The following is a 16,136-nucleotide window of genomic DNA, read 5'->3' as shown; positions in this document are numbered from 1 at the left end:
TCCTGAGCCTGCGTCAGGGCGTCAAGCTTTTCCCGCTGCGCTGCAGAGAGTTGCCGACACTGTATAAACATCCATGGTATACTGCGCATAATTTCTACTCCGGAGTCACCGTGACAGAACCGCGCGCAGGCTATCTGCTGACCCGTCACTGGCGGGATACCCCTTCAGGCAGCGAGATCACGCTGTGGCTGGCAACCGATGCCGGGCCGCAGCGGCTGGTGCTGCCCGCGCAGGAGTCAGTGGCGTTTATTCCGGAAGCGTTCCGCCGTCAGACCGAAGCGCTCATCCGCGACGAAGCCCATACCCGTCTGCAGTCGCTGACGCTGAAGGATTTCCATTATCGTCCGGTGTTTGGCCTCTATTGCCGCAGCCATCGTCAGCTACAGCAGCTGGAGAAACGTCTGCGTGAGAACGGCATCAGCGTTTATGAAGCTGATATCCGGCCACCCGAGCGCTATCTGATGGAGCGCTTTATTACCGCCCCGGTCTGGTTCAGCGGCGAGCCGCGCGGTGAGACTCTGATCAACGCCCGCCTGAAGCCGCATCCCGACTACCGGCCGCCTCTCCGCTGGGTGTCGCTGGATATTGAAACCACCGAACGCGGCGAGCTTTACTGTATCGGGCTGGAAGGCTGCGGTCAGCGTCAGGTGTATATGCTGGGCCCGCCCAACGGCGACGCCAGCGCGCTCAGCTTTGAGCTGATTTACGTTGAGAGCCGCCAGCAGCTGCTGGAGCAGCTTAACGCCTGGTTCGCGCGGCACGATCCCGATGTGGTCATTGGCTGGAACGTGGTGCAGTTCGACCTGCGGGTGCTGCAAAAGCATGCCGATCGCTACGGCATTCCGCTGCGCCTCGGCCGTCAGCAGCAGCCGCTGGAGTGGCGTGAACACGGCTTTAAGCCGGGCATCTTTACCGCCCAGCTCGCCGGCCGCGTCGTGATTGACGGCATTGAAGCGCTGAAGTCTGCCTACTGGGATTTTCCCTCTTTCAGTCTGGAATCCGTTGCGCGCGAGCTGCTGGGTGAAGGTAAAGCGATCAATAATCCGTGGCAGCGCATGGAGGAGATCAACTGGCGCTTTGCCCATGATAAACCCGCGCTCGCGACCTATAACCTGAAAGATTGCGAGCTGGTGACGCGCATTTTTCACCATACCGCCATCATGCCCTTTTTACTGGAGCGGGCCAGCGTTAACGGCCTGGCGCTGGATCGGCACGGCGGCTCGGTTGCGGCGTTCAGTCATCTCTATATTCCGCGTATGCATCGTGCGGGGTATGTAGCGCCCAATCAGGGCGACGTGGCGCCGGAGGCGAGTCCCGGCGGCTATGTGATGGACTCCCGTCCCGGCCTCTACGACTCCGTGCTGGTGCTGGATTACAAAAGCCTCTATCCCTCAATCATCCGTACTTTTCTGATTGATCCCGTCGGGCTGGTTGAGGGCCTGGCCCATCCGTCTGACGCAGATTCTGTGCCTGGCTTTCGCGAAGCGCGCTTCTCGCGCCACCTTCACTGTCTGCCTGACATCGTGGCGCAGATCTGGCAGGGGCGTGAAGCCGCAAAGCGCGACGGCAACGCCCCGCTCTCCCAGGCGCTGAAAATCATCATGAACGCCTTTTACGGCGTGCTGGGCACCAGCGCCTGTCGCTTCTTTGATTCACGCCTCGCCTCCTCCATCACGCTGCGCGGCCACGCCATTATGCAGCAGACGCGGGCGCTGATTGAGGCGGAAGGGTTTACGGTGATCTACGGTGACACCGACTCCACGTTTGTCTGGCTGCAGGGCAAATATAGCGAGGAGCAGGCAGCGGCCACCGGCCAGCGGCTGACGACGCTGATCAACCGCTGGTGGCAGCAGCATCTGCAGCAGACGTTCGGCCTGACAAGCGCGCTGGAACTGGAGTATGAGACGCACTTCAGCCGTTTTCTGATGCCCACCATTCGCAACGCCGAACAGGGCAGCAAAAAGCGCTATGCCGGGCTGACCGGCAGCGGCGCGCAGCAGCGGCTGGTGTTTAAAGGGCTGGAGTCGGTACGTACTGACTGGACGCCGCTGGCGCAGCAGTTTCAGCAGCAGCTCTATGGCCGTATTTTCCGCGGGGAGCCCTGGCAGGATTATATCCGTGAAACTGTCGCACAGCTGATGGCCGGCCAGCTTGACGATCTGCTGGTGTATAAAAAACGCCTGCGGCGACCGCTGCATGAGTATGAGCGCAACGTTCCGCCGCACGTGCGCGCGGCGCGTCTTGCCGATGAACATAACCGCAGGCTGCAGCGTCCGCTGCAGTACCAGAAAGGCGGTTCCATTCGCTATGTGATGGCGACCGCCGGGCCGGAGCCGCTGGAGGTGCGTACCACGCCACTCGACTACGATCACTACGTCAGCAAACAGCTGCAGCCGATAGCGGATGGCATTCTGCCGTTTGTCGGCGACGACTTTGCTACACTGATTACCGGGCAGCTGGGGCTTTTTTGACAGGTGACGAATGCCCTGCCATCCAGTACCATAGCGCCCTTCCTGTATTTCAGCATGCACAACCTGACCAGACATCTGTCTGGCGCTTTGTTATTGCCTGAGAGCAGGCGAACGTCTTTAAGTCATTCAGAGAATCGAGCAAAAAATATATGGTATTTACACTGGGTCAACGCTGGATAAGTGATACGGAAAGTGAACTGGGACTGGGTACGGTCGTGGCGCTGGATACGCGCATGGTCACGCTGATGTTTCCCGCAACCGGCGAGAACCGCCTCTATGCCCGTCATGATTCTCCGGTCACCCGCGTGATTTTCAATCCGGGTGATACCGTTACCAGCCATGAAGGCTGGCAGATGCTGGTTGATGAAGTGCGGCACGAAAATGAGCTGGTGACCTACATCGGTACCCGCGCTGATACTGAAGAGAGCAACGTGGTGCTGCGCGAAGTGATGCTGGACAGCAAGCTGGTCTTCAGCAAGCCGCAGGATCGCCTGTTCGCCGGTCAGCTCGATCGCATGGATCGCTTCGCCCTGCGCTTCCGCGCGCGCAAATACCAGAGCGAGCAGTATCGCCTTGCCGTCAGCGGCCTGCGCGGCATGCGCACCAACCTTATCCCGCACCAGCTGCATATCGCGCACGATGTGGGCCGCCGTCACGCGCCGCGCGTGCTGCTGGCAGATGAAGTCGGCCTGGGTAAAACCATTGAAGCGGGCATGATCATCCAGCAGCAGCTGCTGGCGGGGCGCGCCGATCGCGTGCTGATCGTGGTGCCGGAAACGCTGCAGCATCAGTGGCTGGTAGAGATGCTGCGCCGCTTTAACCTGCGCTTTGCTCTGTTTGATGACGATCGTTATACCGAAGCGCAGCACGACAGCGACAATCCGTTTGAAACAGAACAGCTGATTATCTGCTCGCTCGACTTTGTGCGCCGCAATAAACAGCGTCTGGAACTGCTGGCGGATGCGGAGTGGGATCTGCTGGTCGTGGATGAGGCGCACCACCTGGCGTGGAGTGAAGCGGCACCCAGCCGCGAATATCAGGTAATTGAACAGCTGGCGGAGAACACGCCGGGCGTACTGCTGCTTACCGCCACGCCGGAACAGCTGGGGCTGGAGAGCCACTTTGCCCGTCTGCGCCTGCTCGATCCCGATCGCTTTCACGATTTCAGCCAGTTTGTCGCCGAGCAGCAGCACTATCGTCCGGTGGCCGATGCCGTCAGTTCACTGCTGGCGGATCAGGCGATCAGTAAAGATGAGATGAACCTGATCAATGAGCTGATTGGCGAGCAGGATATCGAACCGCTGCTGCAGGTTGCTAACAGCGACCGCGACGGTAAAGAGGATGCGCGCAAAGAGCTGGTCTCAATGCTGATGGACCGCCACGGCACCAGCCGCGTTCTGTTCCGTAACACCCGTAACGGCGTGAAGGGCTTTCCAAAGCGCGAGCTGCAGCAGATCCGTCTGCCGCTGCCGGCGCAGTACCAGACAGCGATCAAAGTCTCCGGCATTATGGCGGCCCGCAAGTCGCCGGAAGAGCGCGCCCGGGACATGCTCTATCCGGAGCAGATCTATCAGGAGTTTGAAGGCGACAGCGGCACGTGGTGGAACTTTGATCCGCGCGTTGAGTGGCTGATGGGCTATCTCACCAGCAACCGCAAAGAGAAAGTGCTGGTGATTTGCGCCAAAGCGGCCACTGCGCTGCAGCTGGAGCAGGTGCTGCGCGAGCGTGAAGGTATTCGCGCGGCGGTGTTCCATGAAGGTCTCTCCATTATTGAGCGCGATCGCGCCGCGGCGTTCTTCGCCTCGCAGGAAGAGGGCGCGCAGGTGCTGATCTGCTCGGAGATCGGCTCTGAGGGCCGTAACTTCCAGTTCGCCAGCCGGCTGGTGATGTTCGATCTGCCGTTTAACCCCGATCTGCTGGAGCAGCGTATCGGACGCCTCGATCGTATCGGTCAGCTGCACGATATCCAGATTATGGTGCCCTGGCTGGAGAAAACCGCGCAGGCGGTGCTGCTGCGCTGGTATCACGAAGGGCTGGACGCGTTTGAGCACACCTGCCCTACCGGCCGCGCTATTTATGACGCTGAATATAACCAGCTGATTGAGTTCCTGGCGGCACCGGAAAACCCGCAGGGTCTCGATGAGTTCATCCTGAAAAGCCGTAAGCAGCATGATGCGCTGAAAGCGCAGCTGGAGCAGGGCCGCGACCGACTGCTGGAGCTTAACTCCAACGGCGGCGAAGCGGCGCTGGCGCTGGCTGATGCCATTGCAGCTCAGGATAATGATACCGAGCTGGTAAACTTTGCGCTCAACCTGTTCGACATTGTCGGCATCAATCAGGAGGATCGCAGCGACAACCTGATTGTTCTGACCCCTTCCGATCACATGCTGGTGCCCGATTTTCCCGGTCTGCCGGAAGATGGCTGTACGATTACCTTTAACCGTAATCAGGCGCTGTCGCGCGAAGATACGCAGTTCATTACCTGGGAGCATCCGCTGATCCGCAATGGTCTGGATCTTATCCTCTCCGGCGATACCGGCAGCTGCGCCCTGTCGCTGCTGAAGAACAAGGCGCTTCCGGTCGGTACGCTGCTGGTTGAGATGATCTATGTGGTTGAGGCGCAGGCGCCGAAACAGCTGCAGCTTACCCGCTTCCTGCCACCGACGCCGGTGCGCATGCTGATGGATCGCGCAGGTAATAATCTGGCGGGCAAAGTGGAGTTTGAGAGCTTTAACCGTCAGCTTAACGCAGTTAACCGCCATACCGGCAGCAAACTGGTCAACGCTGTCCAGCAGGATGTGCATGCCATTCTGACGCAGGCGGAGCAGGCCGTGGTGCCGGAAGCGCAGGCGCTGATTGCCGCGGCGAAAGCGGAGGCGGATGAAAAGCTGAGCGCAGAGCTGTCGCGACTCGAAGCACTGCGCGCCGTCAATCCCAACATCCGTGACGATGAGGTTGAGGCGCTGGAGAGCAATCGTGCGCAGGTGCTGGCCAGCCTGAGCGAGGCGGGCTGGCGTCTTGATGCGCTGCGCCTGATCGTCGTAACGCACCAGTAAGCAGGCGAGACTGACATGCTGATGGAACCCTACAATCCGCCGTCCGAACCCTGGCTGCATATTCTGTATCAGGACGCGCACATTATGGTGGTCAACAAACCGAGCGGATTGCTCTCGGTGCCGGGCCGGCTGGAGGAGCACAGGGATAGCGTGATGACGCGCATCCAGCGTGATTTTCCGCAGGCGGAATCGGTGCACCGGCTCGATATGGCGACCAGCGGCGTGATTGTGGTGGCGCTGAATAAGGCGGCAGAGCGCGAGCTGAAGCGTCAGTTTCGCGAGCGTGAGCCGTCAAAGCACTACGTGGCGCGCGTCTGGGGCCATCCGGCAGCGGAAAAGGGCCTGATCGATCTGCCACTGATTTGCGACTGGCCGAACCGGCCAAAGCAGATGGTGAGTCACGAACTGGGAAAACCGGCTCAGACGGAGTATGAAGTGCTGGAGTATGCCGCCGATAACAGCGCGCGCGTGCTGCTGAAGCCCATTACCGGTCGTTCACACCAGCTGCGCGTGCATCTGCTGGCGCTGGGACATCCGATCCTCGGCGATCGTTTCTATGCGCATGAGGCGGCGCTGGCGATGGCAGCGCGTCTGCAGCTGCATGCGGAGTCGCTGACCATTACCCATCCGGTATTTGGCAGCAGCATGACATTTCGGCAGCCAGCGGAGTTCTGACCTGCGTCACCCCGCCCTCTTTCCGGTAAAAAGGGCGGGATGGCCGGGCTATTTAAACCCTTTCTCTTTGCGGATCAGGTCGTATGCGGCCTGAATCTCCTGCGCTTTCTGTTTCGCCATCTCCATCATTTCCGGCGGCAGACCTTTCGCCACCAGCTTATCGGGATGATGTTCACTCATCAGCTTGCGATAGGCGCGTTTAATGGTGGTGTTATCATCACTGCTTTTCACGCCCAGTACGCTGCAGGCGTCTTCCAGCGTGGGTCCGCGCTTCGTCTGCTGCCAGCCGCCGCCTGAGGCACCCGCACCGCCAAACTGCTGTCCGCCTTCCATCATGCGCAGAAACTGATCGAACTGCTGGCGTGAAATCCCCAGCTCTTCGGCAATCACATACAGCACCTGCCGCTCGTTCGGATGCAGCGAACCATCCGCAAATGCCGCCTGAATCTGAATTTCCAGAAACATCCGAATCAGATCGAAACGGCCAAAACAGGCGCTGCGCAGCTCACGCAGTTTGTTACGCAGCGGATAATCGCTCTGTTTCCCTTCACGAAAGGCGCGCTGCGCGGCAGTGCGGGCCTCTCCGTGCAGCTGCATACGATCCATAAACAGCGACGCAATCTGAATATCCGCTTCGGTGACGCGCCCTTTCGATTTGGTCAGATGCCCCATGATCTGAAACGTCGTGCTGAAAAACAGCGTCTGCCGCGACTGATTATTGGCAAAGTATCCCTGCCCTTTTACGCTGCGCACTTTATCAATCAGATGACCAATGATCAGACCCAGGACAATGCCCCAGAACCCCGCGCCTGACATCACGCCAAGCGCAAGACCAATAACTTTTCCCCAGTAGCGCATAAACTCCTCAATTCGCCATGCTTGTGGCTGAAAATTGCATTATCATACCTGTCATTTATCTCCGCGCCTAACGGCAACGCAGACAGAAAAGGATTAACGCTGGCACTACGCCGGGCGGTAAGTTAGTCTCTGTCCGGATTGTCGGCATGATGCCAGTGTCCATGGAATTATCGAAACCGCGTATGAAAAAACGTATACCTACCCTGCTGGCAACCATGATTGGTGCCGCACTTTATAGTCAGCACGCGCTGGCCGACGATTTGATGTCGCAGTGTATGCTGGGCGTGCCAAGCTACAACCGCCCGGTTATCAATGGTGACGCTAACTCCCTGCCGGTAACTATCAATTCCGATTCGGCAAAAGGCAATTATCCGGACGATGCAGTATTCACCGGTAATGTCGATGTGCAGCAGGGTAACAGCCGTCTGCGCGCTGACGAAATGCAGCTGCATCAGCGTCAGCAGGAGGGCCAGACCGCGCCGGTACGCACCGTGGATGCACTGGGCAATGTGCACTATGACGATAATCAGGTCATCCTGAAAGGTCCGAAAGCCTGGTCCAATCTGAACACCAAAGACACTAACGTCTGGAACGGCAACTACCAGATGGTGGGTCGCCAGGGACGCGGTGATGCCGACCAGATGAAGCTGCGTGGCAATAACCGGTATACCATTCTCGAAAATGGCACCTTTACCTCCTGTCTGCCGGGCTCTAACAGCTGGAGCGTGGTGGGATCAGAGGTGATCCAGGATCGTCAGGAAGAGGTGGCGGAGATCTGGAACGCGCGCTTCAAACTCGGCAATGTGCCGGTGTTTTATAGCCCTTATCTGCAGCTGCCGATCGGCGATCGTCGTCGCTCCGGTTTCCTGATCCCGAATGCGAAATATGGCAGTAATAACGGCTTCGAGTTTATGCTGCCGTACTACTGGAATATTGCGCCGCAGGCGGATGCCACGCTGACGCCGCACTATATGAGCAAGCGCGGTACGCAGCTGCAAACGGAGTTCCGTTACCTTACGGTGTTTGGCGCCGGCCTGATGGAGCTGGATTACCTGCCGTCCGATAAGCAGTATGAAAAAGATCGCGCGGCGCGCTCTTCTATTGAAGACGATCAGGACTCTAAACGCTGGCTCTTCTTCTGGCGCCATTCAGGCGTTTACGATCAGCACTGGCGCTTTGCGGCGGATTATACCAAGGTCAGCGATCCCTACTATTTCAACGATATCGACTCGAAATATTACAGCTCGACCAATAACTATGCGACGCAGAAATTCAGCATCGGCTACGCGGATACCAACTGGGATGCGACGCTGTCGACCAAAGATTTCCAGGTCTTCGGCAATACCAGCTCTGCCAACGTCTACCGTGCTGCGCCGCAGCTTGACGTTAACGCCTACCAGAATGATATCGGTCCGTTTGATGGCCGCGTCTACGCCCAGGCGGTGAAGTTTACCAACGTCAGCAACCGGATGCCGGAAGCGACGCGTCTGCATATTGAGCCGACGCTGAATCTGCCGCTCTCCAACGGCTGGGCCAGTCTCGATACCGAAGCAAAACTGCTGGCGACGCACTATCAGCAGGACAATATCGAAAGCTATAACACCCGCTTTAATCCTGACGCCACAAACAACAACAGCGGACGGCTGAAAGATTCCGTAAACCGTACGCTGCCGCAGTTCAAAGTGGATGGCCGTCTGGTATTTGACCGGGATATGGACTGGTCGCAGGGCTATACCCAGACGCTGGAGCCGCGCGTTCAGTATCTCTATATTCCGTATCGCGATCAGAGCAACATCTATCCTTACGACTCTACGCTGCTGCAGACCGACTATACCGGCCTGTTCCGCGATCGCACCTATAGCGGTCTCGATCGCATCGCCTCCTCAAATGAAGTGGCAAGCGGCGTAACAACACGCATTTATGACAACGATCTGGTTGAACGTTTTAACGTTTCTGTAGGTCAAATCTACTCGTTTACTCCGTCGCGTACCGGCGTAAACCAGACGAATAAAGAAGATGATACCGGCAGCCTGGTATGGGCTGGCGACACGTACTGGAAAATCAGCGATCGCTGGAACGTCCGTGGCGGACTGCAGTATGACACCCGTCTCGACAACGTTTCACAGGGTAATACGGTACTGGAGTATCGCCGTGATGCCGATCGCATGCTGCAGCTGAGCTATCGCTACAGCAGCCCGGAATATGTCGCGCAGGCGCGTAACAACGCCAGCCTGATCAACAATCCGATTTATAAAAATGGCATTTCGCAGGTCGGTGCAACCGGCAGCGTACCGATTGCCGATGCCTGGTCGCTGGTGGGGGCATACTATTATGATACCCGCAACAGCCGTCCGGCAGAGCAGCTGGTAGGCGTGCAGTACAGCTCCTGCTGCTACGCTATTCGTCTGGGTTACGAGCGCAAGATTAACGGCTGGGAAAACAACGACAGTAAATATGACAACCAAATCTCATTCAACATTGAGCTGCGTGGCCTGAGTTCCAACTACGGCTTAGGCACTAATGAAATGCTGCGTCAGGGCATTATTCCCTATCAGCGCGCATTCTGATGTTGTGATGTTTGACAGGCGATCCCGCAGTGCGGAAACAATAATGGATAAAGTATGAAGAACTGGAGAATGCTGATTCTGGGTGCGGCGATGTCGGCCGGCACCGCTTTCGCAGCCCCACAGGTAGTTGATAAAGTCGCCGCCGTCGTGAACAACGGCGTGGTGCTGGAAAGTGACGTCGATAACATGATGCGCACGGTAAAATCCCAGGCGCAGCAGGCGGGTCAGCAGTTGCCTGAAGACCGTACGTTGCGTCATCAGATCCTTGAGCGTCAGGTCATGGATAACATTATTCTGCAGATGGGCGAAAAAGCGGGCCTGCAGATTAGCGATCAGCAGCTGGATCAGGCGATCCAGAACATCGCTGCGCAGAACCGTATGAGCGTCGATCAGCTGCGCAGTCGCCTCGCCTACGACGGCATGAACTACAACGACTACCGTGCGCAGATCCGCAAAGAGATGCTGATATCTGAAGTGCGTAACAATGAAGTGCGCCGTCGCGTCACCATTCTGCCGCAGGAAGTTGATACGCTGGCGACGCAAATTGGTTCACAGAACTCGCAGGGCACCGAGCTAAATATCAGTCAGATTCTGCTGCCGCTGCCGGAAAATCCTACGCAGCAGCAGGTTGACGATCAGGAAGCGCTGGCACGTCAGCTGGTGGGCGAGATCAAAGGCGGTGCCGATTTCGGTAAGCTGGCGGTGACCTACTCAGCCGATCCTCAGGCGCTGAAAGGCGGCAACATGGGCTGGGGTAAAATTGAAGAGCTGCCGACGCTGTTCTCACAGGCGCTGAGCAGCGCGAAAAAAGGCGATGTGGTCGGTCCGATTCGTTCCGGCGTGGGCTTCCATATCCTCAAAGTCAACGATCTGCGCGGTGAGAGCAAGAATATCTCGGTCACTGAGGTACACGCCCGCCATATTCTGCTGAAGCCATCACCGATCCTGAGCGACGATCAGGCGCGTGAAAAAATTACGCAGCTGGCCGCTGACATCAAAAGCGGAAAAACTACCTTTGCCGCTGCTGCCAAACAGTTCTCTGACGATCCGGGTTCAGCTAACCAGGGCGGCGATCTTGGCTGGGCGTCACCCGACATCTACGATCCCGCTTTCCGCGACGCGCTGCTGAAGCTGCAGAAAGGTCAGGTCAGCGCACCGGTGCACTCTTCGTTTGGCTGGCATCTGATTCAGCTGCTGGATACGCGCCAGGTGGATAAAACCGATGCGGCGCAGAAAGAGCGCGCCTATCGCCTGCTGTTCAACCGTAAGTTTGCAGAAGAAGCGCAGACCTGGATGCAGGAGCAGCGCGCCAGCGCCTACGTGAAGATCCTTGATGGCAACTGATAGCTATCGCGTTGCGATCACGCCCGGCGAACCCGCCGGGATTGGTCCCGATCTTACGGTGCAGCTGGCACAGCGCAACTGGCCGGTTGAACTGGTCGTCTGTGCTGACGGCGAAGTGCTGCGGCAGCGTGCCGCGCAGCTTGGCCTGCCGCTAACCCTGCAGCCGTGGCAGCCTGACCGCGCCCCGCAGCCGCAGCAGGCAGGTACCCTGACGCTGCTGCAGATTGATACGGCACAGCCGGTGGTGCCAGGTCAGCTCTGCGTGGCTAACGGTGCGTACGTCCTTGAGACGCTGGCGCGCGCCTGTGACGGTGCGCTTCAGGGCGAGTTTGCGGCGCTGATCACCGGACCGGTACATAAAGGCGTTATCAACGACGCCGGCATTCCGTTTACCGGCCATACCGAATTTTTTGCCGATCGCGCCGGTGGCGACCGCGTGGTTATGATGCTGGCAACCGAGTCGCTGCGCGTAGCGCTGGCAACTACCCACCTGCCGCTGAAAGATGTCTCTGCCGCCATCACGCGCGAGAGCCTTCATGAGGTCATCACCATTCTGCATCAGGATTTGCAGCAGAAATTTGGCCTGGCGCAGCCGCATATCTTTGTCTGCGGTCTTAATCCGCACGCTGGCGAAGGCGGGCATATGGGGCGTGAAGAGATTGACACTATTACGCCAGCGCTGGATGCGCTGCGTCAGCAGGGCATCCGTCTGACGGGGCCACTGCCGGCCGATACGCTGTTTCAGCCTAAGTATCTGCAACATGCCGATGCGGTGCTGGCGATGTATCATGACCAGGGATTGCCGGTCCTTAAATATCAGGGTTTTGGCCGGGCGGTGAATATCACCCTGGGCCTGCCTTTTATCCGAACCTCTGTCGATCACGGTACCGCGCTGGAACTGGCCGGTCTTGGACAGGCAGAGCCGGGCAGCTTTATCACGGCGCTTAATCTCGCCATCACTATGATCAAGAGCAGTAATGAATAATCGCGTCCATCAGGGGCATTACGCCCGTAAACGTTTCGGGCAGAACTTCCTGAACGATCAGTACATTATCGATAGCATCGTCTCTGCTATTCATCCGCAAAAGCAGGAGGCGCTGGTCGAGATCGGTCCCGGTCTCGGTGCCCTGACCGAGCCGGTAGGCGAACGCCTGGACGCGCTGACCGTCGTTGAGCTGGATCGCGATCTGGCGGCTCGCCTGCAGACGCATCCGTTCCTTGGTCCCAAGCTGACCATTTATCAGCAGGATGCGATGACCTTTGATTTTGCTGCGCTGGCGCAGGAGAAAGGTCAGCCGCTGCGCGTGTTCGGCAACCTGCCCTACAACATCTCCACGCCGCTGATGTTTCATCTTTTCAGCTATACTGGTTCGATCAAAGATATGCACTTCATGCTGCAGAAAGAGGTGGTTAACCGTCTGGTTGCCGGCCCGGGCAGTAAAGCATATGGTCGTCTCAGCGTGATGGCGCAATATTACTGCCAGGTGATCCCGGTCCTTGAAGTGCCGCCGCAGTCGTTTACGCCGCCACCTAAAGTGGATTCTGCCGTGGTGCGACTGGTGCCTTATGCACAGCCGCCTTACCCGGTCAGTGATGTTAAGATCCTGAGCCGCATTACCACCGAGGCTTTTGGTCAGCGTCGTAAAACGTTGCGTAACAGCCTGGGTCATCTGGTTGCGGCGGGTGCGCTGGAAGAGTTAAATATTGATACCTCACTGCGTGCTGAAAACGTCAGCGTTGCGCAGTATTGTCAGCTGGCAAACTGGCTGGGTAATCATCAGGCAAAAACAGCGGAGAACTAAGTGCATGAGTGATATGGCGCGCGTCTGTGTTCAGGTACTGAGTCAGTATGTGGAATCGCAATCCTCACCGGACGAGGATCGCTACGTGTTTGCCTATACCATCACTATCCGCAATCCCGGGCGCACGCGCGTTCAGCTGCGCAGCCGCTACTGGCTGATCACCAACGGCAACGGCCGCGAAACGGAAGTTCAGGGCGATGGCGTAGTGGGCGAGCAGCCGTTTATCGAACCGGGTGGCGAATACCAGTATACCAGCGGTGCGATTCTGGAAACGCCGATGGGCACCATGCAGGGCCACTACGTTATGATCGATGAAGAGGGCAGCGCCTTTAACGTCGATATTCCGGTGTTTCGCCTCGCCGTGCAAACCCACATTCACTGATCCCCCCCGCCCGGCTCGTCCGGGCGGCGCGTTTTACCGGACTGATATCATGAGTACATATCTGATTGGCGATATCCACGGCTGTTACGATGAGCTGCGCGCGCTGCTGGCGCAGGTAAGCTTTGATCCGCAGCAGGATGAACTCTGGCTGACCGGCGACCTTGTGGCGCGCGGTCCCGGTTCACTTGATGTGCTGCGCTACGTAAAATCACTGGGTGACAGCGTACGCATGGTGCTGGGTAATCATGACCTGCACCTGCTGGCGGTTTTCGCCGGGATCAGCCGTAATAAACCGAAAGATCGCCTGACGCCGCTGCTGGAGGCGGACGATGCTGATGTGCTGATCAACTGGCTGCGGCGCCAGCCGCTGCTGCAGGTTGATGAAGAGAAAAAGCTCGTCATGGCGCATGCCGGCATTACCCCGCAGTGGGATCTCGCGACGGCAAAAGCATGCGCGCGTGAAGTAGAAGCGGTGCTCTCCAGCGACAGCTATCCGTTGTTTCTGGATGCGATGTATGGCGATATGCCCAACAACTGGACGCCGGAACTGAGTGGCCTGGCGCGCCTGCGATTCAGTACGAATGCCCTGACGCGCATGCGTTTCTGCTTCCCCAACGGCCAGCTGGATATGATCTGCAAAGAGGCGCCCGACTCCGCCCCACCGCCGCTGCGGCCCTGGTTCAACGTGCCGGGTAAAATGGGCAGTGACTACACGCAGATTTTCGGCCACTGGGCCTCCCTTGAAGGCAAAGGCACTCCCGATCACGTTATTGGTCTGGATACCGGCTGCTGCTGGGGCGGCACGCTGACGCTGCTGCACTGGGAAACACAGCAATGCTATGTACAGCGCTCCCGGCGTGAAGCCGCACTGGCCGCTGAAGGCGCCGCCGCGACTCCTCCGCTAAACAACACGCCATAAAAAAAGCCCCGCGATGTCAGCGGGGCTTTTGCGCAGGGCGCGCATTTATGCACGCCAGGCAGGGATCAATTAACGACGCCGATCCAGGATCTCAAAGCAGTAGCTGTGCGAATTTTGCGCATCCGCATCGTGGAACTCGCTGAACGTCGACTGCCACTCATCTGGCTCGTAATCAGGGAATTGCGTATCCCCTTCCACTTCAGCATCAATATGCGTCAGGTAAAGACGATCGGCGCGGGGCAGCATCTGCTCATAGATACGCCCGCCGCCAATCACCATAATCTCTTCTGCGTCACCGGCTGCCTCAATTGCCGCTTCCGGTGAAGTGACCCAGGTCACCCCCTCGTGCGTACCGGGCTGGCTGCTGACCACAATATTGAGCCGGCCTGGCAGCGGACGGCCAATCGATTCAAAGGTCAGACGCCCCATGATCACCGGTTTATTCAGCGTAGTACGTTTGAACCAGGCGAGATCGGCGGGTAAGTGCCACGGCATGGCGTTTTCCATACCAATAATGCGATCCGCAGCCAGTGCTGCGATCAGACTAATCATGATTTAAAACCTGCTGGAAAAAATTGGCGCAATGATACGTAAAGGCGAAAGTTTCGTCGATAGGCCAGCCGTGCTATTTGCGTAAAGCTCTTTTTGCCGCCAGATTCAGGCTGCCGGGCAGAGCTTTACACCGACTTTACTGCGATTAACGGAGAGGGCCGCCATAATCGCCTGCGCAGCTGGCACAAATCAGCGGCATTAGCGGCAGGTTTTCAGAAAGAGTGTAAAGAAAAGCGCACTGAGCGGCTCCACGCGGAGCCGCTGCAGTCATCAGAAGTCGTAACGCAGACGGACCAGGTTCACGTTGCCCAGCGCCTTGCTGGTATCGGAGGTGATGACATATTCATAATCAACGCGGAAGCCGTAGTCGAGCTGCGCACTGATGCCCACGCCATTATCGATACGCTTATAGTGGCGTCCGTTGACGAACTCCAGGCGATCGCCCATCACGTAAGGCTGCAGGGTTTTCACCGCATACTGGCCTACAGCAAATTTATAACCGGCAAAATATTCGATGCCCCAGGCGTCATCCGCAAAGTAGTTTGTTGCGCTTTTCAGGCGGGTTGGCGCAAAGTTCTGATACCAGCCGGCGCCTGCCGCCAGCGTCCAGCTATCTGGCGTCCAGCTGACCGAGGTGCCCCAGATATTCTGATCGTAGCGCTCGCTGTCGCCATTGCCCGGATTGCGTACGGTGGCACGGGTATAATTCCACGCGGTTCCCCACGCCAGTTCATCGCTGATGTGATAGTTGACACCCAGCGATCCGCCGCCGTTGCGCTTGTAGCGCAGGCCGTTACCCGGCAGATATTCGGTATCCTCAAAGAGATAAGAGGCGTACAGATCGGCGGCGCCGGCACGGGTTTTATACTTCAGCATTTTGCGCGAGCGATAGCTGCCGTCGTAATCGCCGTTGATCCCGACGCCGGAACCCTGGGCCAGCATATCGTAATCCCAGATATCGGTTTTTGCGCCAACCACATCGTAATAGACGCTGTTTTGCTGACCAAAATAGAGTTCGCCGAGGCTGGCACTTTTAAAACCGGTATAGAGCTGACGACGTGAGGTATCGCGTGCGCCGCTGGCATAGTGATGGTCCCAGCCCCACCACGCCGGGAAGTTAACGCCCAGCTCATAGTAGCCTACCCAGCTCAGATCTTCTGCGATCGCGTAGTCTGCGCCAAAGCGAAAGCGCGAGCCACCATCGTAGCCGTTACGCTTATAGGATGTGTCACTTACGCCATTCTGATGCATAAACTGCGGGCGAATGCTGCCGCCCACTTTAAAGCCAAGGCGATCGAACGCATTGTTCGCCTGAGGATCCTGCTTCAGCAGAGTAATTTCAGCCTGGCTGGCGAGCGGCGCAGCCATAAGTAACGCAGCCACTGCGCTAAGAGTCAAAGCACGCATGTTCATTTTATATTTTCCGGTGAAGGTAAAGGCTCTATGGTTGAGCGCGCCAGATAGTAAGGTGCCCTCACCGGATCGCGAGTTATAAATTTGTGCGAAAAAT

General features: G+C 57.7%; 12 protein-coding genes. 9 read left to right on the top strand and 3 right to left on the bottom strand.

Annotation, left to right across the window (positions count from 1 at the left end; all coding sequences use genetic code 11):
• Positions 1-110 precede the first annotated feature (110 nt).
• The 3 genes from polB (at position 111) to rluA (ending at position 6,202) form a co-directional block, all read left to right on the top strand.
• Entirely contained in the window at positions 111-2,471 is a 2,361-nt protein-coding gene (gene polB, locus LAC65_RS02465) for a DNA polymerase II (protein WP_039382532.1), read from the top strand.
• A 149-nt stretch (positions 2,472-2,620) separates the two neighbouring features.
• Positions 2,621-5,527 (top strand): RNA polymerase-associated protein RapA, encoded by a 2,907-nt coding sequence (gene rapA / locus LAC65_RS02460; RefSeq protein WP_039382530.1) that lies wholly within the window; start codon positions 2,621-2,623, stop codon positions 5,525-5,527.
• A 15-nt stretch (positions 5,528-5,542) separates the two neighbouring features.
• Positions 5,543-6,202: a bifunctional tRNA pseudouridine(32) synthase/23S rRNA pseudouridine(746) synthase RluA gene (rluA, locus tag LAC65_RS02455; RefSeq protein WP_039382528.1), complete on the top strand. Its 660-nt coding sequence runs from the start codon at positions 5,543-5,545 to the stop codon at positions 6,200-6,202.
• A 48-nt stretch (positions 6,203-6,250) separates the two neighbouring features.
• Here rluA and djlA read toward each other — a convergent pair whose 3' ends face one another.
• Positions 6,251-7,060: a co-chaperone DjlA gene (djlA, locus tag LAC65_RS02450; RefSeq protein WP_039382525.1), complete on the bottom strand. Its 810-nt coding sequence runs from the start codon at positions 7,058-7,060 to the stop codon at positions 6,251-6,253.
• A 182-nt stretch (positions 7,061-7,242) separates the two neighbouring features.
• Here djlA and lptD point away from each other — a divergent pair, with 182 nt between their 5' ends.
• The 6 genes from lptD to apaH are packed head-to-tail and all read left to right on the top strand — an operon-like array spanning position 7,243 to position 14,074.
• A complete protein-coding gene (gene lptD, locus LAC65_RS02445) occupies positions 7,243-9,627 on the top strand; it encodes an LPS assembly protein LptD (RefSeq protein ID WP_052246515.1) in 2,385 nt (794 codons plus the stop codon).
• 54 nt (positions 9,628-9,681) lie between these two features.
• A complete protein-coding gene (surA, locus tag LAC65_RS02440; RefSeq protein WP_039382522.1) occupies positions 9,682-10,971 on the top strand; it encodes a peptidylprolyl isomerase SurA in 1,290 nt (429 codons plus the stop codon).
• Positions 10,961-11,956, top strand: coding sequence for a 4-hydroxythreonine-4-phosphate dehydrogenase PdxA (gene pdxA / locus LAC65_RS02435; RefSeq protein WP_039382520.1), 996 nt, complete (start codon positions 10,961-10,963; stop codon positions 11,954-11,956). The genes surA and pdxA overlap by 11 nt, the downstream gene beginning before the upstream one ends.
• Positions 11,949-12,773 (top strand): 16S rRNA (adenine(1518)-N(6)/adenine(1519)-N(6))-dimethyltransferase RsmA, encoded by an 825-nt coding sequence (gene rsmA / locus LAC65_RS02430; RefSeq protein WP_039382519.1) that lies wholly within the window; start codon positions 11,949-11,951, stop codon positions 12,771-12,773. Before pdxA ends, rsmA begins: the two co-directional genes overlap by 8 nt.
• 4 nt (positions 12,774-12,777) lie before the next feature.
• The gene (gene apaG / locus LAC65_RS02425; protein ID WP_039382517.1) at positions 12,778-13,155 is read left to right on the top strand and encodes a Co2+/Mg2+ efflux protein ApaG; all 378 of its coding nucleotides are present in this window, start codon (positions 12,778-12,780) and stop codon (positions 13,153-13,155) included.
• Between the two features lie 49 nt (positions 13,156-13,204).
• Complete coding sequence (gene apaH / locus LAC65_RS02420) at positions 13,205-14,074, top strand: bis(5'-nucleosyl)-tetraphosphatase (symmetrical) ApaH (RefSeq protein ID WP_203025565.1); 870 nt, start codon at positions 13,205-13,207, stop codon at positions 14,072-14,074.
• A gap of 69 nt (positions 14,075-14,143) precedes the next feature.
• On the opposite strand, the gene folA is transcribed toward apaH, so the two are convergent.
• On the bottom strand, positions 14,144-14,626 hold the full coding sequence (gene folA, locus LAC65_RS02415; RefSeq protein ID WP_039382513.1) for a type 3 dihydrofolate reductase: 483 nt from the start codon (positions 14,624-14,626) through the stop codon (positions 14,144-14,146).
• A gap of 270 nt (positions 14,627-14,896) precedes the next feature.
• Positions 14,897-16,039, bottom strand: coding sequence for a porin (locus LAC65_RS02410; RefSeq protein ID WP_039382510.1), 1,143 nt, complete (start codon positions 16,037-16,039; stop codon positions 14,897-14,899).
• Positions 16,040-16,136 lie beyond the last annotated feature (97 nt).

The sequence above is a fragment of the Pantoea eucrina genome (assembly GCF_020079945.1).
GTDB classification, from domain to species: Bacteria; Pseudomonadota; Gammaproteobacteria; order Enterobacterales; family Enterobacteriaceae; genus Pantoea; species Pantoea eucrina.
Note: the sequence above shows the minus strand (reverse complement) of the source record. Positions and strands in the feature narration are given on the sequence as shown.